Here is a 23913-nt window from a genome sequence, read left to right as displayed (position 1 = left end):
TTTAGAGAGTAAAAGTTCATTTTTTAACAAATTGAATATGCTCTGAAAGCCCAAAAATAAAAGAAAAATTAAAATAATTATTAAAAATATGTTAACTAATAAAAAAAAAATATATTTTTATTGTCTCAATTTGAGAATTAAAAAACTATCTGTATATGAATGTAAAAATACAAAGAAGTTTGGGGCTGGTTGCAGTGCTTTATTTTACTGCGAATTTCAGCGCTCAGAATGTAAAAAACGATACCGTGAATAAGAAAGAAACGGCTATCGAAGAAGTCGTAATGATTGGTTACGGTACTCAGAAAAAATCTAATGTTACGGGAGCTATTGCCAGTATCAAAGAAGAAGATATTGCGAGAATCCCCGCAGGAAAACCCGAACAGGTTTTGCAAGGTAGAGCAGCCGGAGTAAATGTTATAACAAATTCTGGGCAACCAGGAGCTTCAGCTACCATTCGTGTAAGAGGTATTACCAGTTATTCTTCCAACAACGACCCGCTTTGGGTAGTAGATGGTATTGTAGTAGATGGTATCGGTTGGCTTGCACAGAGTGATATTGAAAGTATGGAGGTTCTTAAAGATGGAGCTTCATCTGCCATTTATGGGGTTTCTGCCGCAAGAGGTGTAATTTTGGTAACAACTAAGAAAGGTAAAAAAGGAAGATTAAACCTTAATTACAATGGTTTTTATGGAGTGAGCAATGCTGCTAGAAAATTAGATCTTTTAAATGCTACTCAATACGCTACTGTTATTAATGAAGGATTTGCGAATGATGGTAATCCTGTAAGATTTCAAAATCCGGGAGCTTATGGAGTAGGTACAGATTGGCAAGATATTATATTTAGTTCTGCAGATAGACAAAACCATGAAGTAAGTGTACAGGGAGGAAACGAAAAATCTACTTTTTACGGTTCTTTTGGCTATTACGATCAATCTGGTATTGTAATGAGAGATATTTCTTATTATAAGAGATTAACAGCAAGAATTAATTCTACGCATAAAGTAACCAATTGGCTAACTTTAGGGCAGACTTTTGCATACACAAATCAGAAAAATCAGGGAATTAATGCCAATGGAGAATTTGGAGGACCATTAAGTTCTGCAGTAAATTTAGATCCTATTACTCAAGCGGTGGTTACAGACATGTCTACAGTAAATGCAAACATGTATTCTAACCCTTACATTGTACGAGACGAAAATGGTAATCCTTACGGAATTTCACCATATGTAAATCAGGAAATGACCAATCCTCTTGCATTTAAATACACTCAGTTGGGGAATAAAAACTGGTCTGATGATTTTATAGGAAATGTATATGCAGAAGTTAAATTTCTAAATCATTTTACTTTTAAATCTTCATTAAATGGAAAAAAAGCATATTGGGGTAGCCAAAACTTTACACCATTATTTTATTTGAGCCCAACATACAGCAATGTAAATAATAACAGTCTTAGCCGTACAACTCAAACCAAATTTGAGTGGAGTATGGAAAACACGCTTACTTATCAAAATAAATTCGGAAATCACAACATTAATGTGATGGCGGGTACAGGATATTACGATTATAATATTGGATACGGGCAAACAGTAACACATACTAATTTACCAGTAACAAGCTATCTTGATGCTTCTTTTAATTTTGATTTACCTATAGAAAACAGACTATCTAATGCATGGGATAATGTAGAATGGAACAAGGCTTCTTATTTTGGTCGTTTAATTTATGATTATAAAAACAAATATCTATTCACAGGGACTTTAAGATATGATGGATCATCATTGTTTGGACCAAATAATCACTGGGGATTATTCCCTTCATTCTCATTAGGTTGGAATGTTGATAAAGAAAATTTCTGGCCAGAGAATAATGTGATTAATACTTTAAAACTTAGAGGAGGCTACGGTACGTTAGGAAACGATGGTATTGGTTCTTTTAGATTTGCAAGTTTTTACGTTCCAGGCGCTAATTACACAAACGGAAATAATACTGTAATGATTGGTTATCTGCCAAATACTTTGGCAAATCCAGATCTTAAATGGGAGACTACAACTCAAACTAACATTGCTGCAGATATGAAACTGTTTAGAAACTTTACCTTAACAGTTGATCTTTACAAGAAAACGACCAATGATATTCTTAGACCGGTTCAAATTCCAGGTTATGTAGGAGCAACCGTTGCACCAGTAGCAAATATCGGAGATATGGAAAACCGCGGTGTAGAAGTAGAATTAGGATACAAAAAAAGCTGGAGCGACTTCTCTCTTTCTATCAATGGAAATTTCGCATACAATCAAAACAAAGTTTTATCTCTTGAAACAGGAAGATTGTATGAAGACGGTGCCGGTTTCCAATCTATGGGTCCCATCCAAAGAATTGTGCCAGGAGAAGCATATAATAGTTTTTACGGATTCCAGACTTTGGGCGTTTTCCAAAATCAGTCACAAATTAATTCTTACGTAAATGCAAACGGACAAATGTATCAATCTAATGCTAAGCCAGGAGATTTCATTTGGGCAGATGCTAATGGTGACGGTGTTATTTCAGATTTAGATAAAGTAAATTTAGGAAGTTCTATTCCTAAATATAACTTCGGAGCAACGCTAAACCTTAATTACAAAAATTGGGATTTCAGTGTATTCGGACAAGGTGCAGCAGGTCATAAGGTTTTCCAAGGTTTAAGAAGATTAGATATGCTTGATGCCAACTATCAAACAAAAATTTTGGATAGATGGACTGGTGAAGGATCAACAAATGAAAATCCACGAATTACTAGAAATGACCCTAACAGAAACTATTCTAGACTTTCGAATTGGTACTTACAGAAGGGAGATTATTTTAGAATTAAATTGGTAACTTTAGGATATACATTGCCAACAACAGTTTCAGAAAACATTGGTGCAAGTAAAGTACGTTTCTATGTAACAGGTGAAAACTTATTTACATTTACAAAATACACAGGATATGATCCTGAGATTGCAGCAGGAGATTCTTTCGGAATCGACAGAGCATTTTACCCGCAAGCGAGAACTTTCATGTTTGGAGCTAATATAACTTTCTAATTAAATCTATATGAAAAATAAAATTTTAAAAATAAGTCTTGCCGCAGTGTTTCTATCAACAATTCCTGCGGTTACAACTTCTTGTAATGATAAAACCCTAGAAGAAAAAGAATATCTTGGAGCTTTTGAAGGCGAAAATTTCTTTAGAAACGAGCAAGAATGTTTCTTTGCTTTAATAGGAACTTATGATCCTGTTAGAAAATATGCAGGGGGATTCGAAAATATGGTCACTTTTTTCAATGCTGCATCAGACGATTTCTATGCAGGAGGAGGTAGTGCCACCGATGGAGCCGGAATTCAAGGGGTTTCAAACTGGCAACTTAATGCCAATACAATGCCTGCAAGCTATTGGAGAGATTATTATCAAGGGATTGCAAGAGCCAATGAGCTTATCGCAAGAGCTCCTGCTGCTACAATGAGTGACTCTGTGAGAAATAGATTTATATCTGAAGCCAAAACCTTAAGAGCAATTTACTATTTCGATCTTTTAAGAATGTTTGGAAATATTCCGTTAATCTTAAAAACTTTCACAGTTTCTGATGATTTCTACAATGTACCTCAAGTTCCAAAAGCTGAAGTATATGCTCAAATAGAGAAAGATCTAAACGAAGCAATCGCTTACCTTCCTATGACGGTGAGTGGAGATCAGAGAGGTCGTCTTACACAGGGAGCAGCTAGAGCGATGCTTGGTAAAGTATTATTGTACCAAAATAAAAAAGCTGAAGCAGCAGCGCAATTAGCACAGGTAAACGGAACTCCCGGAACTACCAATCAATATGGATACCAATTGGTAGCAGATTATAATAGCCTTTGGGTTACGGATAATAAATTTACTACAGAGTCTATCTTTGAAGTAATGCACACCAATAAAGCGAGCTCAGATTGGGGATTTTGGGGGCAAGGTAAGGATGAAGGAAATTCTATCTGTATTATGACGGCACCAAGATCTTATACTAGAAAAACCACAGATGCACCAGATGTTGTTTCGGGATGGGCTTTCAATACAATTTCAACAGATCTTTTCAACTTTATACAAAATGATCCTCGCGTTGGTGCAACCGTACTGAATATGGGGCTTCTTAAGCAACAGAATAAAGCAGACTATTCACCAGCATATATGGATACAGGATATTTCCTAAACAAATACATGCCTACAAAAGACGAGGTTTCAACTTTGCCTGGTCCTTCAGAACTAAATTACCGTCAAAATTATATCTTAATAAGACTTGCTGATACTTATTTGATGGAAGCTGAAGCCTTAAATGGAACAGGAGCAAGAGCTCAAGCTTTGTTGGATGCTGTAAGATCTAGAGTTGGTTTGCCATCAATTCCAGTTACATTACAAGCTGTAAAAGACGAAAGAAGAAGAGAGCTTGCTGGTGAAGGACATCGTTTCTTTGATTTGGTAAGATGGGGAGAAGCAGCTTCAAAATTAGCTTCAAAAGGTTTTGTTGCGGGGAAAAATGAAGTAATGCCAATTCCATATACAGAACTTACAGGTACTATTCTTAAACAAAATCCTAATTATTAAAACTCACCAAAAATGATTAATAGATTTTTCACAAAAAATTTACTTCTTGTAGCTTCATTTGCTTTTCTAGGAAGTTGTGTACCAGATTCTGTTGAAGGCGATGGCGCTGGTTTATCACAAGAACCTGTAGATGGATCGTTTACCGTAACAAAAACTGCAGAAAACAGATATGTCCTTAAAACTAATGCAACCAACTACATTACTACAAAATGGAATGTTGATGATGAAGGCTTTAGTGTAGGTAAAAATATTCAAGATTTATATTTGCCAGATGCAGGAACATATTTGGTAGAGCATCAAGCTCTTGGCAAAGGAGGTGTTGTGGCAGGGACTGGTTCTCAATCGATTGTTGTTCCTACATCAGATCCTATTGCTGGAAATATGGTTCAAGGAGGAAGGTTTGATACCCCTACTGAAATTTCAAAATGGTCAATACATCAAATTAGCAGCTCTGGTGCACAATGGGTTTTGGCAAATGGCAAAGCTACAATTGTTGCTAACGGAGGCAATCAACAAGGAATTTATCAGGCAATAAACGTAGTTGCAGGACAAAAATATTCTATAGATATGGTTGCTTCTTCAGCTACGCCATTGGTAAATACTTGGTTTGAAGTGTATGTATTGAATTCAGCACCTGTGAACGGCCAAGATATTGGAGGTACTGTTTACAGAAACATCAATACATGGGCGGGTTGTGGAACCTCAGCATTTAAAGGTAAAGTTTCTAATGTTGGTTGTGATGCTGTTAAAAATGCAGGAGTATTCACCGCAACAACAACAGGAACTGTTTATCTTGAAATTAAATGCGGTGGTGGTACCGTTAATGGTCTAAGCATAGACAAAGTTGAATTTAGAAGAACAACATAAATTTAACCCAAAAACTTCAAATGAAATTACAAACTTCATATAGTTTCTTGAGAGGTGCTGCACTTTGCGGTGTAGCACTTCTTTCTTTTTTACACTGCAGCAGTACTTCTGCAGATGCTTCAGGTTCGGAAACACCTGTAAATAACGGAGGAAACGCATCCGGGAAACCTGTGGTTGTATGGCTTACTAAAGGCGATCAGTCGGTAAAATTACAGCAACAAGGCAATTTTACTTTTAACTCTGCTGCCAATAATTATTCAACTGTAGAGGTAGATGCTTCGCAGCTTTTCCAAACCATTGATGGTTTCGGATATACTTTAACTGGTGGAAGTGTAGAAGTAATCAACCAGCTTTCAACAGCAAAAAAACAAGAATTACTGAATGATCTTTTTGGCGCGAACGGAATCGGGGTAAGCTATTTAAGAATAAGTATTGGTGCATCAGATTTAAACAGTGAGGTTTTCACTTACGACGATATGCCAAGCGGTTCTACAGATGCTACTCTTGCCAATTTCAGTTTATCAAAAGATAATGATTTAATTCAGATGCTGAAAGATATTTTAGTAATAAACCCTACAATTAAAATTGTTGCAACACCTTGGACGGCACCCGTTTGGATGAAAGACAACGGCAGTTCTATTGGTGGAAGCTTAAAACCACAATATTACGCTACATATGCTCAGTATTTTGTTAAATACATTCTGGCAATGAAAGCGCAGGGCATTACCATCGATGCGATTACACCTCAAAATGAACCATTACATCCCGGTAATAATCCGAGTATGTATATGAATGCCGCAGATCAGGCAACTTTTATTAAAGCAAATCTTGGTCCTGCTCTTCAGGCAGCTAACCTTTCAACAAAAATTATTGCGTACGATCATAATTGCGATAACCCAGCCTATCCGTTGTCTGTTTTGAATGATACTGCAGCTAATCCTTTTGTTGATGGTTCTGCTTTTCATCTTTATGCCGGAGATATTTCTGCATTATCTACGGTGCATAATTTATTTCCTACAAAAAATGTATATTTTACAGAACAATGGACGAGCTCTACAGGAGGTTTTAGTGGGGATCTAGAATGGCATACCAAAAATGTAATCATAGGTTCTATGAGAAACTGGAGTAAAAATGCTCTAGAATGGAACGTTGCAAATAATGCTTCTTTTGGGCCTCATACTAATGGTGGTTGTACACAATGTAAAGGCGCAATTACTATTAGTAATAGCACAAGCTACGAAAAAAATGTTGCTTATTATATTATTGCGCATGCATCAAAATTTGTACCTGTAAATTCTCAGAGAATTGCTTCAACCCAGGTTGATAACATCTCTACGGTAGCTTTCAAAACCCCGCAAGGTAAAATTGTTTTAATTGCTCAAAACAGCAATTCAACAGAAAAAAGTTTTAATATAAAATATAATCAGGAAACTGCTCCGGTAAGTTTAGCGGCAAATTCTACTGCTACATTTATTTTTTAATATCAAATACGATGAAAAAACTTCTTATTGTTATTTTAGGATTATCAAGTCTCACCTCATTTTCTCAGAAAAAATCTGTTGATGAAAAAGTAGCGGAACTTTTATCTAAAATGACGCTGGAAGAAAAAGTAGGCCAACTCGTTCAATACAGCGGTTTTGAATACGCAACTGGACCTCAGAATTCCAATTCTGCCAATGTTTTAAACGAAATTAAGCAAGGAAAAGTAGGTTCTATGCTCAATGTTGCAGGTGCAGAAGAAACTAGGAAATTTCAGGAATTGGCACTTAAATCTAGATTACACATCCCATTACTTTTTGGTTTGGATGTTATTCATGGATATCGAACTACATTTCCAGTTAATTTAGGACAAGCGGCAAGTTGGGATTTGAAATTAATTGAAAAATCAGAACGAATTGCTGCTACAGAAGCTTCTGCATATGGAATTCATTGGACTTTTGCGCCGATGGTAGACATTGCAAGAGATCCAAGATGGGGAAGAGTAATGGAAGGTGCAGGAGAAGATACCTACTTAGGAACACAGATTGGTTTAGCAAGAATTAGGGGTTTTCAAGGTAAAGGTCTTGGAAATTTGGATGCTATTATGGCCTGTGCAAAACATTTTGCGGCATACGGTGCAGCTGTTGGAGGAAGAGATTATAATTCTGTAGATATGAGTTTAAGACAGCTCAACGAAACTTATTTGCCTCCTTTCAAAGCGGCAGCTGAAGCAGGTGTTGCTACTTTTATGAATTCTTTTAACGATATCAACGGAGTTCCTGCAACAGGAAATCAATATATTCTAAGAGATCTTTTAAAAGGTAAGTGGAATTATAAAGGTTTTGTGGTTTCAGATTGGGGAAGTATTGGAGAAATGGTTCCTCACGGTTTTGCTAAAGATAACAAAGAAGCTGCAGAAAGAGCCATTATTGCTGGAAGCGATATGGATATGGAAAGCCGTGCATACATGGCGGAACTTCCAAAATTGGTGCAGGAAGGGAAAGTAGATCCAAAGTTCATTGATGATGCAGCGAGAAGAATTTTAGTGAAAAAATTCGAGATGGGTTTATTTGACGATCCTTTTCGTTTCAGTGATGAAAAAAGGCAACAAGCACAACTTAATAATCTTGAAAACAGAAAATTTGGAAGAGAATTTGGTTCAAAAAGTATTGTTTTGTTGAAAAATGAAAAGAATATTTTACCACTTTCAAAAACGACTAAAACGATTGCATTAATCGGTCCTTTCGGTAAGGAAACTACAGCCAATCATGGGTTTTGGTCGGTTGCTTTTAAAGATGATAACCAAAGAATTGTTACTCAGTTTGATGGAATTAAAAATCAGCTAGATAAAAATTCAACATTATTGTATGCAAAAGGTGCAAATGTTGATGACCAAGACAGATCGATGTTTGCAGAAGCTGTAGAAACAGCAAAAAAAGCAGATGTTGTAATTATGACTCTAGGTGAAGGTCACGCCATGAGCGGTGAGGCAAAAAGTAGAAGTAATCTGCATTTTACAGGCGTTCAGGAAGAACTGTTAAAAGAAATTGAGAAAACCGGAAAGCCTATTGTTTTAATGATTAACGCAGGAAGACCTTTGATTTTTGATTGGGCTTCAGATCATATACCGACGATTATGTACACTTGGTGGTTGGGAACTGAAGCAGGAAATTCTATTGCCGATGTTCTTTTTGGGACGGTAAATCCGGGAGGAAAACTTCCGATGTCTTTTCCTAGAACTGAAGGGCAAATTCCAGTGTATTACAATCATTACAACACGGGAAGACCTGCAAAAAATAATACGGATAGAAACTATGTTTCGGCCTATATTGATTTGGATAATGATCCTAAATTTCCTTTTGGATATGGATTAAGTTACACTCAATTTAAATATTCTGAAATGAAATTGAGCGCCCACAATTTGAAAGGCAATCAAACTCTAAATATAAGTGTAAACGTTTCGAACATTGGGAATTATGATGGGGAAGAAGTGGTACAATTATACATTAGAGATTTATTTGGGAAAGTAGTAAGACCGGTAAAAGAGTTGAAAGCTTTCGAGAAAGTTTACATTAAAAAAGGTGAAACTAAAACAGTTAATTTCTCATTAACTCCAGATAATCTGAAGTTTTACGATGATCAATTAAATTACGATTGGGAAGCCGGAGAATTTGATATTATGATAGGAACAGATTCTCAGAATGTTCAGACAAAAAGAATCAACTGGTCAAAATAAATTTGAAATTCAACACTAGGAGCGGGATAAAACCCGCTTTTGGTGGTAAAAGACTAAACGTTTTAGAGTTTTCTTTTGGCAAAAGATCAATTTAGCAAGCTGTAAAAGATAAAATTTAAAGTAAACAATGAAAATCCAAAATCTTATCACCCTTTTTGTGAGCGGAACATTACTTTTTTCTGTTTCAAATTGTGCCTCAAACCAACCAGATTCATCTAGAAAATTGATTTGGAATGATGAATTTAACGGTAAAGGTTTGCCAGACTCACAAAAATGGAACTACGATGTTGGTGGCCATGGTTATGGTAATGAAGAACTTCAGTTTTACACCAAAAACCGACTCGATAATGCAAGAATGGAGAACGGGAATCTCGTAATAGAAGCAAAGAAAGAGCAATGGGAAGAAAATAAATATACCTCTGCGAGACTCTTAACCAAAGGGAAGTTTTCTTTTCAATACGGAACCGTTGAAGTAAGAGCTAAGCTTCCAAAAGGTCGCGGTACTTGGCCTGCAATCTGGATGATGAGTGAAGGTATGAAACAATGGCCAGATGATGGCGAGCTTGATATTATGGAACATGTAGGATACAATCAAGGATTTATACACGCTTCTGTACACACCAAAAAATACAACCATGTAATCGGAACTCAGAAAACTGATACGCTTTTTGTAAAAGATGCGAGCGAAAAATTTCATGTCTATAAAGCAGATTGGACACCCGAGAAAATAGACGTTTATATAGACGATAAAAAGTTTTTTACTTATGAAAATAAAGAAAAAACTTCTGAAGCATGGCCTTTTGATCAACCTTATTATATTATTTTAAACCTCGCCGTTGGAGGGTTGTGGGGTGGAAAAGAGGGCGTAGATGAAACTATTTTCCCACAAAAATATTACATCGATTATGTAAGGGTGTATCAAAATAAATAATACATATAAAAAAAGAGAAAGGTGATTTCTCATCAAAGTTTAGAAAAAAGAAGAAGAAATACATGAAAAAGCTAGTTGTAAGTTGCTTTGTGGTTGGAATCACTTTCAATGCAAATGCACAAAATTATTGGAAAAAAAATACCGGCAAAAGCGCAAAAGTGATAATCACCAATTCTAAAACCAACGAAAAAATGGTGGATAAAGGAATGGTGAAATTTGAAAAAATGCCTCAACCAAAAGAAGTTGATGCTTGTATTTTTGTGGATCCGGATTTTAAATATCAAAAATTAATAGGGATAGGAGGTGCAATTACAGACGCATCTGCAGAAACTTTTTATAAACTTCCCAAAAATAAGCAGAAAGAAATTATTGATGCCTATTATGGAAAAAATGGTTTAGGTTACACTGTGGTTCGCACCAACATGAATTCTTGTGATTTTTCTAGCGACTCTTATACTTATGTTTCAGAAAATGATGCTTCATTGAAATCTTTTAATGTTGCACATGATGAAAAATATAAAATTCCTTTAATAAAAGAAGCACAGAAAGCAATTGGGAAAGATTTTACTTTTTATTTTTCTCCATGGAGCCCTCCTGCATGGATGAAATCTAACAAAAGTATGCTGAAAGGGGGGCGATTGGAAAACGCGTATTACCAAACATGGGCAGATTATTATGTGAAATTCATTAAAGAATACGAAAAAAGAGGCATCAATGTGTGGGGATTAACGGTTCAAAACGAACCTATGGCGACACAAACTTGGGAATCTTGCATTTATACCGCAGAAGAGGAAGGAGATTTTCTGAAAAATAATTTGGGACCGACATTATGGAAAAACGGTTTTAAAAATAAAAAAGTAATGATTTGGGATCACAATCGTGATTTGATTTACCAAAGAGCAACCACTACATTAAGCGATCCTGAAACTTCAAAATATGCTTCCGGAATTGGCTATCACTGGTATGAAACATGGAATAACAAAACGCAGCTTTTTGATAATTTAATTGAGACACAAAGAGCTTTCCCGGATAAATTTTTAGCATTTACCGAAGGTTGTAAAGAACAATTTGATTTGTCTAAAATTTACGATGTAAAATTAGGTGAATTGTATGGTAGAAATATGATTAACGATTTTAATAAAGGCACTGCTTTATGGACAGATTGGAATGTTCTTTTAGATGAAACAGGAGGTCCAAACCATGTAGGAAATTTTTGCTTTGCTCCAATTATTGCCGATACAAAAACAGGCGAAGTGCATTATACGTACGAATATTATTACATAGGTCATGTTTCTAAATTTATTAAACCTAATGCGGTGAGAATTGGAAGCTCGTCAAACAGAGCGGCTTTAACCTCTACAACCTTTATGAATGAGAACGGACAATTGGTAACTGTTGTAATGAACGATTCGGATAATGATATTGATACGAATCTTTGGATTGAAGGTATGGCTGCAAAAATTTCTGCACCAGCGCATTCTATACAGACTATAATTTTATAGCGTCATATTAACATTTTTATTTAACTTTCGGCGGAGCCATAGGCTCCGCCGAAACTATTTCCCAAAAGTCTTTGAAATTTTGACCAAAACTAAAATGGATTCCATTATTGTTAAAACGGGCTTTAGCTCGCTTTTATTGATATTTATTAATTATTTAAAACAAAAAAACTCCGAAACAAAATGTTCCGGAGTTTAGTATTACTTATTGCTAATTATTCATTACGAATAATTATTCTGCGTCGTATTTGCTAATCACTTTTTGAGTAACACCAGAGCTGCTGAAACCTCCATCGTGGAAAAGATTCTGCATTGTTACTTTTTTGGTAAGATCAGAGAATAAAGTTACACAGTAATCTGCACATTCAAGAGCTGTAGCATTCCCTAGCGGAGACATATCTTCAGCATATCCTAAGAAACCACCGAAACCTTTCACACCACTTCCTGCAGTTGTAGGAGTAGGAGATTGTGATACTGTGTTTACACGTACTTTTCTTTCTCCCCAATAGTTTCCGAAAGTTCTTGCGATACTTTCTAGGTACGCTTTATTGTCAGACATATCGTTGTAATCTGGGAACGTTCTTTGTGCAGCGATATACGTTAAAGCAACGATGCTTCCCCATTCGTTCATACAGTTTTTCTCCCAAGCCACTCTCATTACTTTATGGAAAGAAACCGCTGAAACATCCCAACCTTTTTCTAACCAATCGTAGTTCATCTCTGTATAATGTTTTCCTTTTCTCACGTTTACCGACATACCGATAGAGTGAAGGATGAAGTCTATTTTTCCGAATTTTGCCACAGCAGCATCAAAAAGTTTTTCAAGATCTTCAATAGAAGTAGCATCTGCGCCAATTACTTCCGAACCTGTTTTTTCAGCTAAAGAATTCAATTCTCCCATTCTCATAGCGATAGGAGCGTTTGAAAGGATAAATTCTGCTCCTTCTTCGTGGCATCTTTCTGCAACTTTCCAAGCAATAGATTGTTCATTAAGGGCTCCAAAAATAATTCCCTTTTTGCCTTTAAGTAAACCGTATGACATAGTATTTTAATGTTTATTAATCTACAAATGTAACGATTATTTGTGTTTAAAGCATAATAAAAACGAAGCCTTTGCAAAAAGACTTCGTTTTTTTAATAATATATAAAGAAGGACTGTTTAGTTTGTTTTTTTATTCCATTCAGCTTTTACATCTTCGGCGGTATCTTTTGTTTTTTCCCAAGCGTCGTTTGCTTTATCTTTAATCTCGTCCCAAGTTTCCGATGCATTTGCTTTTACACGTTCAAACCAATCTTCCTGTTGTGCTTCTTCGTCGTTATTTCTTTTTTCATTTATATATTCCTTTGCTTTATCTGCAAGTTCATTAGCTTTCCATTTAACTTGGTTTGCTGCATTTTTTACAGAATCTTTTGTGTTGTCTACTGCATTTTCAGCTTTGTTATACTCTTTATTGTTCATAATTATAATTATTTGATGATTATGTTAAAGATTAAACAATAAATATTCCTAAGTTTAAAAACTTAACGTTAAATTTTCGTTAATAAAAATTAAACTTTGTTATTAAATTTTCAAACAATTTAGGGTTTAGTATAATTTTTCATTTATTTAATGAATAGGTTTATAAAATTAATTTTTTTCACAGAAAAAAAGTTTTTTTTCATAAATAAAGGTTTATAGATGTATTATATTTTTGCGTTATCAAATTTTGATGTAAAAATGAAAAAAAAAAAAATGCTAATAGCTGCCTTTATGGTTGCTATCGGAGGATCGATGCTTCACGCTCAGGTCGGAATAGGAACGACCACGCCTGATACCTCATCGATACTCCACCTAAACAGTTCCAATAAGGGGTTTCTTTTACCCAGTATTTCTCTTACTTCTTCTACAGACAATACAACCATCTCATCTCCAGCCAATGGCCTTTTGATATGGAATAGTGGAACCGGTGGCTTCACACCAGCTGGTTTGTACTATTGGAATGGAGGCCAATGGAATGGTGTTGTCACAAACTCTTCTTCTAATTCGGGCTCTCCGGGAAACAGTTCACCGGGAAACGGATCTTCTTCTTCCGCTTGGAATACAAGTGGAAATAATAACGGTTCTAATGCCGGACAAAACACAACGATGTTTATTGGAACTTCTACTTATGATGATCTTGTTTTCAAAGTAAACAGTAATTTTTCTGGACGTTTAGGATCAGATAGATCGATACTTTTGGGAACGGGAACTTCTGGTAATCAAGATGCAGTAGCAATTGGTTCTAATGCAAAAGCAAATAGCAATGAAAGTACTGCAATGGGATACAATTCTAATGCAGCTGGATATCAATCTTTAGCTGTAGGATATGGCTCAAAGACAACTTCTAACAGCGAAACTGCTATAGGATTTAATACACAAACCAACAATCAAAACTCTACGGCAGTAGGTTCAACCAGCAAAGCTATAGGTCAAAATTCTGCTGCAATTGGGTATAGCGCTCAAACTACTGCTTTTAATTCTTTAGCAGTAGGAGTTGATTCAAAAGCGACTGGACAAAGTTCTTCAGCAATTGGTGATAGTTCTATGACAACGGCTTTGAATGCGGTTGCTTTAGGAGTTAGTGCAAAATCTACTGCGCAAAACGCGGTTGCAATAGGAACTAATGCAACAGCAAGCCAGGCAAATGCAATTGTATTAGGTGACAACAGTGCTAATGTAGGAATTGGAACAAGTACCCCCAACACAAATGTGAAAATTGATGTAAATGGTCAGTACAAACTTGGGCAAAAAGGGAGTGTACATAAAAACCAAGTAAGTTTTGAGGTTTGGCCAAATGTATCCATTAACAATTTACAGTCTGGTCGTACAGCAGTTTTAGACATTGCAATTCCTGCGAGTTTGCAGCTTTCTTCTACAAGAGCAACTATCGTTGTTTCGCCTGCCGGAGATTTTGCTGGAAATGAAACTTTTGGAATAAATAATCCGCGAATGACTTCAACTTCCAATATTAGAATTAACTTAACGAATGTATCGAGCGGAAATGAAAGCTTAAATTCTGCACATTTTTACGTTACGATTACTGAATTTTAAGGTAAAGATTTAAATAAAACTAAAAAAGGATTGCCATTCGCAGTCCTTTTTTTGTTTCTACACTTGAATTATTAAAATAAACGATTATTTAATGATATTTTTTAATATGTTCGCATAAAATAATTAACCCTATTCTAAATCGTAAAATGAGAAAGTTATTACCTATATTTTTGTTATTCTTTGCCACAGGAATATTTGCACAAAAGACCGATAAGAAAAAAAGCGATTATACACCTGTAGAAATTATTAAAGCAGATGGAAGTAAAATGACGGTTCTTTTTAAAAGAATTTCTTTACCGTCTTTAAGTACTTTTAAATATTTTTTTGGAGGAGAGCAAAATACAAATGTAAGAATCGATTATAAAACTTCTGAAAATGGTCCTTTAGAAAAAATGAATTCCAAGGATATTGTTCGTTTCAAAATACTGGATGATGATTATGAGGAAAAAGCTTCTTTTGAACGTCTTCATATTAAGGTTTTCGATAAAAATAATGTGCTAAAAGATACAAAGCAGGTAATGTATTTACCTTTGATATATGAAGGGAAAATTAATTTGTATGGCGAAGCTAATTTTATATGTCAAGCGGCTCCAGGTTCAAATAAAGTAGCAAAAGGAACTTGTGAATATGCATATTCAATGTTTTATTTGAAAAATAATCAGGAGAATTTTGCTGTTACACCATTAGATATTAAAATTTTTAACAAAGAAAGAAGTTTAGATAATTTTGCAAACGCCTTTAAAGTTGCCGGAAAAGATTGTCCTGAATTTACAAAGTATTTAGACGACCTAGGTGTAAGAGTGTATGACAAAGAGTTTCAAAGGAAAATGAGGGACGATGTAATTGCATACCGCAAAGAGGTGAAGAAAAAATCTCATGACATAGAAGGTAATCGTGAGGATAGAACGGAATATATTGGTAGAGAAATGCTTAAATATGAAGCTCAGCTTTATATTAATATTATAAAAGAATACGAAAAAAACTGCCCTTACTAATGTAAAACTAAAAAAGGATTGCCATTCGCAATCCTTTTTTTATTATTTCACAATTCTTTCCAGTACCCATTCAATAAGGTGTTGCTCTGAAGCGTGATGGTCTTTTGAAAATTCGCCGCGTCTTCTATTGGCAATTACATTGTTTACAGTTATTGCTTTATGACCTAAAAGAGTAGCGAAAGCGTAAATGGCAGAAGTTTCCATTTCGAAATTGGTAATTCCTAGATCATTTAAAGTCTCTAAAAATTTTTCGTCGGTTGCGCGTAAACGCAGCTGTCTTCCTTGTGGAGCGTAAAAACCAGGGAAAGTTGCTGTGTTGCCGTGATATTTTGCATCGTTATATAAGGTACCCAATTCTTCAGACCATTCAGAGAAGTAAAGCATAGGTTTTATTTTTTCATAAGGAAATTGCTCGTAAAATTTCTTTGAAAATTCGTTTTCAAATTGATAATCTTGGTAGAAATTCATCAAACCGTCTAATCCGACAACATTCTGCGTTACCAACATGTTGTCTACTTCTACATCTGGGTTTACACTTCCGCAAGTTCCCATTCTGAAAAGCTTTAACGATTTTTTTTCGCTTTTGAATTCTTTGTTTTGAAGGTCGATGTTTACCAAAGCATCAAGTTCATTCATCACAATATCAATGTTTTCAGTTCCAATTCCTGTAGACATTACTGTGATTCTTTCACCTCTTAAAATTCCGGTATGCGTATAAAATTCTCTTTTATTTTTTTGATTTCAACTTTATCGAAATGTTTTGAAACCTTCGCAACACGGTCTGGATCGCCCACCAAAATTATTTTTTCGGCAATATCTTCGGGTAAAAGGTTCAAATGATAAATGCTTCCGTCTTCATTTAGAATAAGCTCTGAAGCTGCAAGTTTATTAAGCATAAATTTTATTTTTCTGAATATAAAAGTACTAAAATTGGCACAAAATAAATGTAAACATTATTTAATTTATCCTTAAAATATTCATAACACAGAGGCTTTACTTTTGCTCGAAATCAAAAATTGTGAGATTCTACCTTGTAACCATTTCTGCATTAGTATTGATATTTTCTGCAATGTCTTTTAACCCTTCATATAAAGGAAAAAAAGTAGAAGAATCCTTCATTAATAAAGGACTTACCGAGTTTAAAATTGAACTTGAATATTTGAAAAATGATGCGGAATTGTTTTCAGAAGATAAAATTTCAGTTGAAAAATTAAGAGAAACGATTACCAAAACGAGAAATTCTTTTAAAGAAATCGAGTTTTTTGTTGCGTATCATTACCCAGAATTTACCAAAACGCATTTAAACGCTGCACCACTTTTCCATATTGAAGCAGCGGGAACTTCTTCTTACACGTTGCCTCCGGAAGGTTTGCAGGTTTTAGATGAATTGATTTATTCTGATGAAGCACAAAACGAGAAAGAAGAAATTAAAACCATTACCAATTTCCTCTATAATAATTATGCGAATTTTTATCTGAGTGCGCTTAAAAATGGGCTGAGTAATACGAATAATAAAACTTTACCGCTTCGAATAGAGTTGATCCGAATTTACAGTTTAGGAATTACTGGTTTTGATACGCCTGGTTCTTTGAATATTTCAGAAGAAACTTCTCATGTGCTTTCGGGGATGAAAAGTTACATTGAAGATGAGGATTATTTTAAGAATTTTAAAACAGAAAAAGCTATTCAGATTATAGAAAATTCACTTCTTTATTTGGCAAAAAATACAGATTTTGAAACTTTTGATCGAATTGAGTTTTACAAAAATACCATTCAGCCTTTGTACGAAGAACTTGGAAAATGGGACGGCAGAAGTGATGATTTGAATAATTTTTCTGGTTGGAATGTTTCAAATACCAATTTCTTTAAATCAGATTTTTTTGATCCCTATTTTTACACCATTTTGAAAAAGTCTGAAGACGGCGATGATGTAAGGAAATTAGGAGAAAAGATTTTTTATGATGCGAGTTTCAGTTCAAACGGAAAAATGAGTTGCGCCAGTTGTCATTTACCAGAGAATGCTTTCACAGATTTGCAGGTAAAATCTGTAAGTAATGTGGAAGGAAGAACGGTTTTAAGGAACTCTCCAACGCTTTATAACGCAGTTTTTGCAAAGAGATTTTTCTATGATATGCGTGCTTTTTACTTGGAGCAACAAGCAGAACATGTTATTTACAATAAAGATGAGTTTAATACCAACTATGAAGAAATTGTAAAAAAACTAAGTGCAAATTCAGATTATAAAACTGCATTTTCAAAGGTTTTTAAGGATAAAAAAATAAATAAGCAGAATTTTTCTAAAGCTTTGAGTTCGTTTGTGGCTTCACTGTATTCTTTTGACAGCGATTTTGATCGTTTTATGAGAAATGAAAAGCAAATTTCTGAAGATGCCAAAAAAGGATTCAATCTTTTTATGGGAAAGGCAAATTGTGCAACCTGTCATTTTGCGCCTCATTTTTCGGGTTTAGTTCCGCCGTTTTTTAATGAAAATGAATCTGAGGTTTTAGGAATTACCAAACAGCCAATTCAAAAATCACCATTGGAATTAGATTCAGATCCGGGAAGAATTCAGTCGAATGTAAAGAAAGAAAATTCTTGGATTTATGAGAATTCATTTAAAACTTTAACGGTAAGAAATATTGCTTTAACAAAACCTTATTTCCACAATGGTGCTTTTAATACTTTAGAAGAAGTGATTGAATTTTACAATGAAGGCGGAGGAGAAGGTCTTGGTTTGCCGATGAAAAACCAAACGCTTCCCGCAGATAAACTGAATCTTTCCGATGAAGAGAAGAAACAATTAATAAGTTTCTTGAATACATTAACGGATATCAGTAAAGCGACAAAATCAAGAAAATAAACTTCATTTTATCACAAATTTAAGATTTAACAATTAATTAAATTTCTTAACGTTCATTTTCAGTTTTATTAATATTCATCGGTGTTTAATTAAAGGTAGCGTAACGAGCTGCTGATTCTAAAAAGATAGTTTTGCATCAACAATGATAAATTATTAAAAGTGAAAAGAAAACTACTTACCATTGCAGCTTTGGCGTTAATGACAACAACTGCAATACAGGCACAAACTACAATTTTTAACCTTCAAAGCTCGTGGAAGTATTACGATTCGGATACAGCACCTGCTTCTACCTGGAAAAACACCAACTTTGATGTATCTTCTTGGGCTTCAGGGAACGGACCTTTAGGATATGGAGATCCTGTAACAACGATTATTCATAACGGAACTACGGGTTTGCTTACCGCTTATTTTGTAAAAGATTTTACAGTAAACCTTGCCGATCTTAGCAATAATATTGAATTTGGTGTGAGAAGAGACGACGGCATTATTGTTTATCTTAATGGAGAAGAGGTGATAAGAGATAACATGCCTTCCGGAGCTGTAACACATACAACGTTATCGAGTACTACAGTAGATGGTGCTGCAGAAACCGCAATTAATATTTTTACAATACCAAAAAACAAATTTGTACAAGGAAATAATAGAATTTCTATTGAGCTTCACAACAGAGGAACTACAAGCTCTGATTTAACTATTGATGCTTACCTTAAAAACTCAACTGTAGTAACGCCTCCTTCAAACTGTACCAACGGAACTCATATTAGTTGTTTTACTTCTATCGTACCAACTACACAAACTTCAAAGCTAATCATTCCTCAGGAGCATAGATATCAATTAATTCTAAAAGAAGGCGATAATTATACTGAAGGAGGAGGTCTTGTAGGAGGTGTAAACGATTTTACAGCTTACGTTGCTAAAAACAACAGCAGTGTAGATGGGTATCTTTCTGTAAACCACGAAACCAATCCTGGAGGTGTTACAATGGCTGAAGTAAATTACAATGCAGCGACAAAACTTTGGCAGCTTTCAAGATCTAGAGCAGTTAGTTTTTCAGATACAAGTTTGGTGCAAACAATTAGAAACTGTTCTGGAGGAATTACACCTTGGGGAACAGTGGTTACAGCAGAAGAATCGGTAACTTCTAACGACTCGAATGCCGATGGATACAAAGATTATGGTTGGTTAGTAGAAATTAATCCTGTAACAGCACAGGTAATGTCTCATAATACCAACGGAACCAAAGATAAACTTTGGCAAATGGGAATCATGAACCATGAAAATGTGGTGATTAATGATGCCGGAACAATTGCTTATTTCGGTGAAGATGGTGGAACGCACATGGTGTACAAATATGTGATGGATACTCCGAATAATCTAGCTTCAGGAAATCTTTATGTTTTGAAACTAACACAAGGCTTAAGCGGAGGAGATCCTGTTGTAAGTACAGGAGAATGGATTCAGGTTCCTAATAAAACTCAGGCAGACCAAAACAATACACAATCTTTAGCTCAGTCTTTAGGTGGAACTTCTTTTAATGGAGTTGAAGATGTTGAAATCAGTCCGTTAGACGGTAAAATTTATTTTACAGCAAAAGGTTTAAACAAAGTGTATAGAATGCAAGACAACGGTTCTACACTTTCTAATGTTGAAACTTTTGTAGGAGGTCTTACAACTACATATTCTTTCAATACAGCACAAGGTATTAAAACAGAAGCTTGGGGAGATGGTAATGATAATCTTACGTTTGATGAACTTGGAAACCTTTGGGTGCTTCAAGATGGTGGTAAAAACTACATTTGGGTAGTAGGACCAGATCATACACAAGCTAATCCAAATGTAAGACTTTTCGCTTCAATGCCTGCAGGATCTGAACCAACGGGATTAACTTTCACGCCAGATAAAAAGTTTGGATTCTTCTCTATTCAACATCCAGATTCAACGATTGATGTTGATATTGATGCAACAGGAAATACCATTGATTATAAAGGTAAATCTGCAACTATTGTTGTTGCATTATCTCAGTTCTTGGGAACAACAGCAAGTTTGGCAACTAACGAAGTTATTAAGGAAACAGAAGTAACTGTAGCACCAAACCCAACTTCAGGATTAGTGAAAATTAATTCTCCAAAAGCTTTGAAAAATCTTGCGATTACAGCGTACAGTGTAGATGGTAAAATTGAGTATCAGAAGAAATTCAATGGTTCTGTTACTAATTTAGACTTGGATTTTACAAGCCAACTTCAAGCTTCAAGAGTGATAATTTTAAATATTGAAGCAGACGGTTTCCAAAAAACAGCTAAAATTCTTAAAAAGTAATTTTAAATTTTAATACAGACTGCCGGAACTCTTTCCGGTGGTCTTTTTTATTTATGAAAAAGTGTCTTATTTTATTTTCTTTTGCTTTATTTTCTACAGCTTTTGCTCAGATAGATCCCGTAAAATATCCAACCTATACCGATATTGAAGCTGCTTTACAGTCGAAAGAAACGGTTTTTAGTATGAGTTTCAGAGATAAAGGTTTGTTCAATCTTCCGCCGCAGATTTCGAAGCTAGACTCTATCTTTTTTTTGAATATGATGGGGAATAATTTTGAGAAAATTGATGAGGTTTTGTTTAGTTTAAAAGAAATGCAAATTCTCAACATTAACGAAAATAATATAAAATACATTCCAGATGAGATTTCAAAATTGCAAAAACTGAATACTTTTTCAATGAATCTCAATCAGCTTACTTCGGTAAATCCTGAGTTTTCAAAACTTCAGAATCTAAAAGCTGTACATTTGGACGCCAACAATTTGAATATATTTCCTCCGGCTTTAACTAAAATTTCGGGTTTAAAGGAAATTAATCTACATAGCAATCAGATAAGCAATGTTTCAGATGTAGATCAAATTAAAAATTTAGAATTTTTAAACCTTTCTGCCAATCAAATTAATGATTTGGACCATTCTGAATTTCCTAAAAGCTTAAAATATCTGGAACTTCAAAAAAACACGTTAATTAATTTTCCTGAAACAATTTTAAAACTCAAAAACCTTGAATTTTTAAATATTGGGGAAAATAAAATCTCTGAGATTTCTCCGAAAATAAAAAACATGAAAAAATTAGCAAGTTTAAATCTTGCCAATAATCAGTTAAAAACATTACCTGAAGAAATTTCCAGACTCAAAAACTTGAAAACATTAATTATTACAGGAAATTCTATTCCTAAAGAAGAGATAGAAAAACTTCAAAAACAAATGCCGGAAACCCAGATCTTTTTCTAGATCTATCCGCCGACTCTCTTGGTTTTAAAGCCCATTTCTTTAAGGATAACCATTATTTTATCACGGTTGTCACCTTGTATGATAATCGTTCCATCCTTTTCACTACCACCAATTCCAAGGGTGGTTTTTATTTTTTTTGAGATTTTTTTAAGCTCGTCGTCGCTTCCTTCCCAACCTTCAACGATGGTTACGGGTTTTCCGTTTCTTCCTTTCTTTTCAAATTTACAAACCAAAGGTTCTTTTTGTACAAAAGCTTCTTCGGGCATTTCAAAATCCTGTTCTTCGTGTTCAGGAAAAAGGTTTTTCAGTTGGTCTCTTAAATCCATGAGGCAAAATTAAAAATTATCTTCTAAACCTTTTTATAAATATTTAAAATTTGCTTGAAGATAAAATGGATGTTCAAAAAAAATTAAACATTCAAATTCGTGTTTTCATGAATAAATAAATACATTTGTTTGTTAAAATTTTCAAAGAATGTCAAAAAAAGCAATATTAGCGATCCTTGACGGATGGGGATTGGGAATGAATCCGGATGTTTCAGCAATCGAAAAAGCCAATACTCCGTTTATGGATAGTTGTTATCAAAAATTTCCGCATACAACTTTAGAAGCAAGTGGTCTTGCTGTGGGTTTACCAGAAGGTCAAATGGGAAATTCTGAAGTTGGTCACATGAATTTGGGTGCAGGTAGAGTAGTTTACCAAAACCTTGTAAAGCTCAACATGGCGGTAGAAAACGGAACTTTAGGCCATGAAAAAGCGATTGTTGATGCTTTTGACTACGCTAAAAGAGAAAGCAAAAAAGTACACTTTATTGGTTTGGTTTCAAATGGGGGTGTACATTCACATATCAATCATTTAAAAGGTCTTTTAACGGCTGCAAAAAATTTCGGATTAGACGAAAACGTTTACGTTCATGCATTTACTGATGGTAGAGATTGTGATCCGCTTTCTGGATTGGGTTTCATTAAAGAATTGCAACAGCACATGTCTGAAACTACCGGCGAATTGGCAAGTATCGTAGGAAGATATTTTGCAATGGATAGAGACAGAAGATGGGAGCGTGTAAAATTAGCGTATGATGCAATGACTGCCGGAATTGGCGAGCAAACTACCGATGCTTTAGCGGCAATTCAAGCTTCTTATGATGCGAATGTAACAGATGAATTCATCAAACCAATTATTCTTACAAAATATAGCGAAGCGGGAGAAATTATTCCAGTGGCTAAAATTGTAGATGGAGATGTGGTAATTTGCTTCAACTTCCGTACAGATAGAGGACGTGAGATTACAGAAGTTCTTTGCCAACACGATTATCCGGATTTCGACATGAAAAAATTGGATCTTTATTATGTTACCTTAACGAATTATGATAAAACCTACCAAAACGTACATGTAGTTTTTGATGAAAACGTTTTACAGGAAACAATGGGTGAAGTTTTAGAAAAAAACGGTAAAACTCAAATTAGAATTGCAGAGACAGAAAAATATCCTCACGTAACGTTTTTCTTTTCTGGAGGTAGAGAAGAAGAATTTAATGGAGAGAAAAGATTGCTTTGTCCAAGTCCGAAAGATGTTCCAACCTACGATTTGAAGCCGGAAATGTCTGCTTACGATATTACAAACGCTATTCTTCCGGAACTTGAAAATGAAACAGCAGATTTTGTTTGCTTAAATTTTGCCAATACGGATATGGTGGGTCACACAGGAGTTTTTGAAGCGGCAGTAAAAGCAGCAGAAACGGTTGATAAATGTATCGAAAAAGTAGCGACAATGGCTTATGAGCACGGTTATACTGTATTTATTCTTGCAGACCATGGTAATTCTGATGTAATGATGAATCCTGATGGAACACCAAATACACAACATTCGACCAACTTGGTTCCTTTAATCGTAATGGATAAAGACCATAACTGGAATTTAAAGCCAGGGAAATTAGGAGATATGGCTCCAACCATTTTAAAAGTAATGGGTGTAGAAATCCCAGCAGTAATGACGGGAAATATTCTTGTTGACTAGTCTTTACCAAACAATATAAAACAAAGAAGACCGTTATGAAAATAGCGGTCTTTTATGATATGCATCATAACTCTCCCTTTATTATGTCACAAATAATAAATTAA

16 protein-coding genes and 1 pseudogene are annotated in these 23913 nt (G+C 34.8%); 13 read left to right on the top strand and 4 right to left on the bottom strand.

The window, feature by feature from the left end:
• Positions 1-155: 155 nt before the first annotated feature.
• The 7 genes from AC2A1D_RS00815 to AC2A1D_RS00785 all read left to right on the top strand — a co-directional run bounded on the left by AC2A1D_RS00815 (position 156) and on the right by AC2A1D_RS00785 (position 11605).
• On the top strand, positions 156-3059 hold the full coding sequence (locus AC2A1D_RS00815; protein ID WP_484041769.1) for a SusC/RagA family TonB-linked outer membrane protein: 2904 nt from the start codon (positions 156-158) through the stop codon (positions 3057-3059).
• Positions 3060-3069: 10 nt separating this feature from the next.
• Positions 3070-4590 carry a RagB/SusD family nutrient uptake outer membrane protein gene (locus AC2A1D_RS00810; RefSeq protein WP_484041768.1) on the top strand — a complete coding sequence of 507 codons (1521 nt, stop codon included), beginning with the start codon at positions 3070-3072 and terminating at the stop codon, positions 4588-4590.
• Positions 4591-4602: 12 nt separating this feature from the next.
• A complete protein-coding gene (locus AC2A1D_RS00805; protein ID WP_484041767.1) occupies positions 4603-5457 on the top strand; it encodes a hypothetical protein in 855 nt (284 codons plus the stop codon).
• Between the two features lie 20 nt (positions 5458-5477).
• Positions 5478-6938 (top strand): glycoside hydrolase family 30 protein, encoded by a 1461-nt coding sequence (locus AC2A1D_RS00800; protein WP_484041766.1) that lies wholly within the window; start codon positions 5478-5480, stop codon positions 6936-6938.
• A gap of 11 nt (positions 6939-6949) precedes the next feature.
• The gene (gene bglX / locus AC2A1D_RS00795) at positions 6950-9172 is read left to right on the top strand and encodes a beta-glucosidase BglX (RefSeq protein ID WP_484041765.1); all 2223 of its coding nucleotides are present in this window, start codon (positions 6950-6952) and stop codon (positions 9170-9172) included.
• Between the two features lie 127 nt (positions 9173-9299).
• The gene (locus AC2A1D_RS00790; protein WP_484041764.1) at positions 9300-10103 is read left to right on the top strand and encodes a glycoside hydrolase family 16 protein; all 804 of its coding nucleotides are present in this window, start codon (positions 9300-9302) and stop codon (positions 10101-10103) included.
• A 62-nt stretch (positions 10104-10165) separates the two neighbouring features.
• Entirely contained in the window at positions 10166-11605 is a 1440-nt protein-coding gene (locus AC2A1D_RS00785) for a glycoside hydrolase family 30 protein (protein ID WP_484041763.1), read from the top strand.
• A 229-nt stretch (positions 11606-11834) separates the two neighbouring features.
• Here the strand turns inward: AC2A1D_RS00785 and AC2A1D_RS00780 are convergent, their stop codons facing one another.
• Both AC2A1D_RS00780 and AC2A1D_RS00775 read right to left on the bottom strand, forming a co-directional pair.
• A complete protein-coding gene (locus AC2A1D_RS00780) occupies positions 11835-12644 on the bottom strand; it encodes an enoyl-ACP reductase FabI (RefSeq protein WP_484041762.1) in 810 nt (269 codons plus the stop codon).
• Between the two features lie 117 nt (positions 12645-12761).
• On the bottom strand, positions 12762-13061 hold the full coding sequence (locus AC2A1D_RS00775; RefSeq protein ID WP_484041761.1) for a hypothetical protein: 300 nt from the start codon (positions 13059-13061) through the stop codon (positions 12762-12764).
• 258 nt (positions 13062-13319) lie between these two features.
• Here AC2A1D_RS00775 and AC2A1D_RS00770 point away from each other — a divergent pair, with 258 nt between their 5' ends.
• Together AC2A1D_RS00770 and AC2A1D_RS00765 are read left to right on the top strand one after the other, a co-directional pair.
• Positions 13320-14672, top strand: coding sequence for a hypothetical protein (locus tag AC2A1D_RS00770; protein WP_484041760.1), 1353 nt, complete (start codon positions 13320-13322; stop codon positions 14670-14672).
• Positions 14673-14818: 146 nt separating this feature from the next.
• Complete coding sequence (locus tag AC2A1D_RS00765) at positions 14819-15667, top strand: hypothetical protein (RefSeq protein WP_484041759.1); 849 nt, start codon at positions 14819-14821, stop codon at positions 15665-15667.
• Between the two features lie 42 nt (positions 15668-15709).
• On the opposite strand, the pseudogene AC2A1D_RS00760 reads toward AC2A1D_RS00765, so the two are convergent.
• Positions 15710-16563 (bottom strand): annotated as a pseudogene (locus tag AC2A1D_RS00760) (nucleoside phosphorylase).
• 122 nt (positions 16564-16685) lie between these two features.
• Here AC2A1D_RS00760 and AC2A1D_RS00755 point away from each other — a divergent pair.
• The 3 genes from AC2A1D_RS00755 (at position 16686) to AC2A1D_RS00745 (ending at position 21793) form a co-directional block, all read left to right on the top strand.
• Complete coding sequence (locus tag AC2A1D_RS00755; RefSeq protein ID WP_484041758.1) at positions 16686-18527, top strand: cytochrome-c peroxidase; 1842 nt, start codon at positions 16686-16688, stop codon at positions 18525-18527.
• 159 nt (positions 18528-18686) lie between these two features.
• On the top strand, positions 18687-20843 hold the full coding sequence (locus tag AC2A1D_RS00750; protein WP_484041757.1) for an alkaline phosphatase PhoX: 2157 nt from the start codon (positions 18687-18689) through the stop codon (positions 20841-20843).
• Between the two features lie 53 nt (positions 20844-20896).
• Positions 20897-21793 (top strand): leucine-rich repeat domain-containing protein, encoded by an 897-nt coding sequence (locus AC2A1D_RS00745; RefSeq protein WP_484041756.1) that lies wholly within the window; start codon positions 20897-20899, stop codon positions 21791-21793.
• Between the two features lie 2 nt (positions 21794-21795).
• Here AC2A1D_RS00745 and AC2A1D_RS00740 read toward each other — a convergent pair whose 3' ends face one another.
• On the bottom strand, positions 21796-22119 hold the full coding sequence (locus AC2A1D_RS00740; RefSeq protein WP_484041755.1) for a translation initiation factor: 324 nt from the start codon (positions 22117-22119) through the stop codon (positions 21796-21798).
• Between the two features lie 148 nt (positions 22120-22267).
• On the opposite strand from AC2A1D_RS00740, the gene gpmI reads away from it, so the two are divergent.
• Positions 22268-23809: a 2,3-bisphosphoglycerate-independent phosphoglycerate mutase gene (gpmI, locus tag AC2A1D_RS00735; protein WP_484041754.1), complete on the top strand. Its 1542-nt coding sequence runs from the start codon at positions 22268-22270 to the stop codon at positions 23807-23809.
• The last annotated feature ends 104 nt before the right edge of the window (positions 23810-23913 follow it).

The sequence above is a fragment of the Chryseobacterium sp. HNCC26DJ239 genome (assembly GCF_057180445.1).
This window is presented reverse-complemented; position numbering and strand designations above follow the sequence as displayed.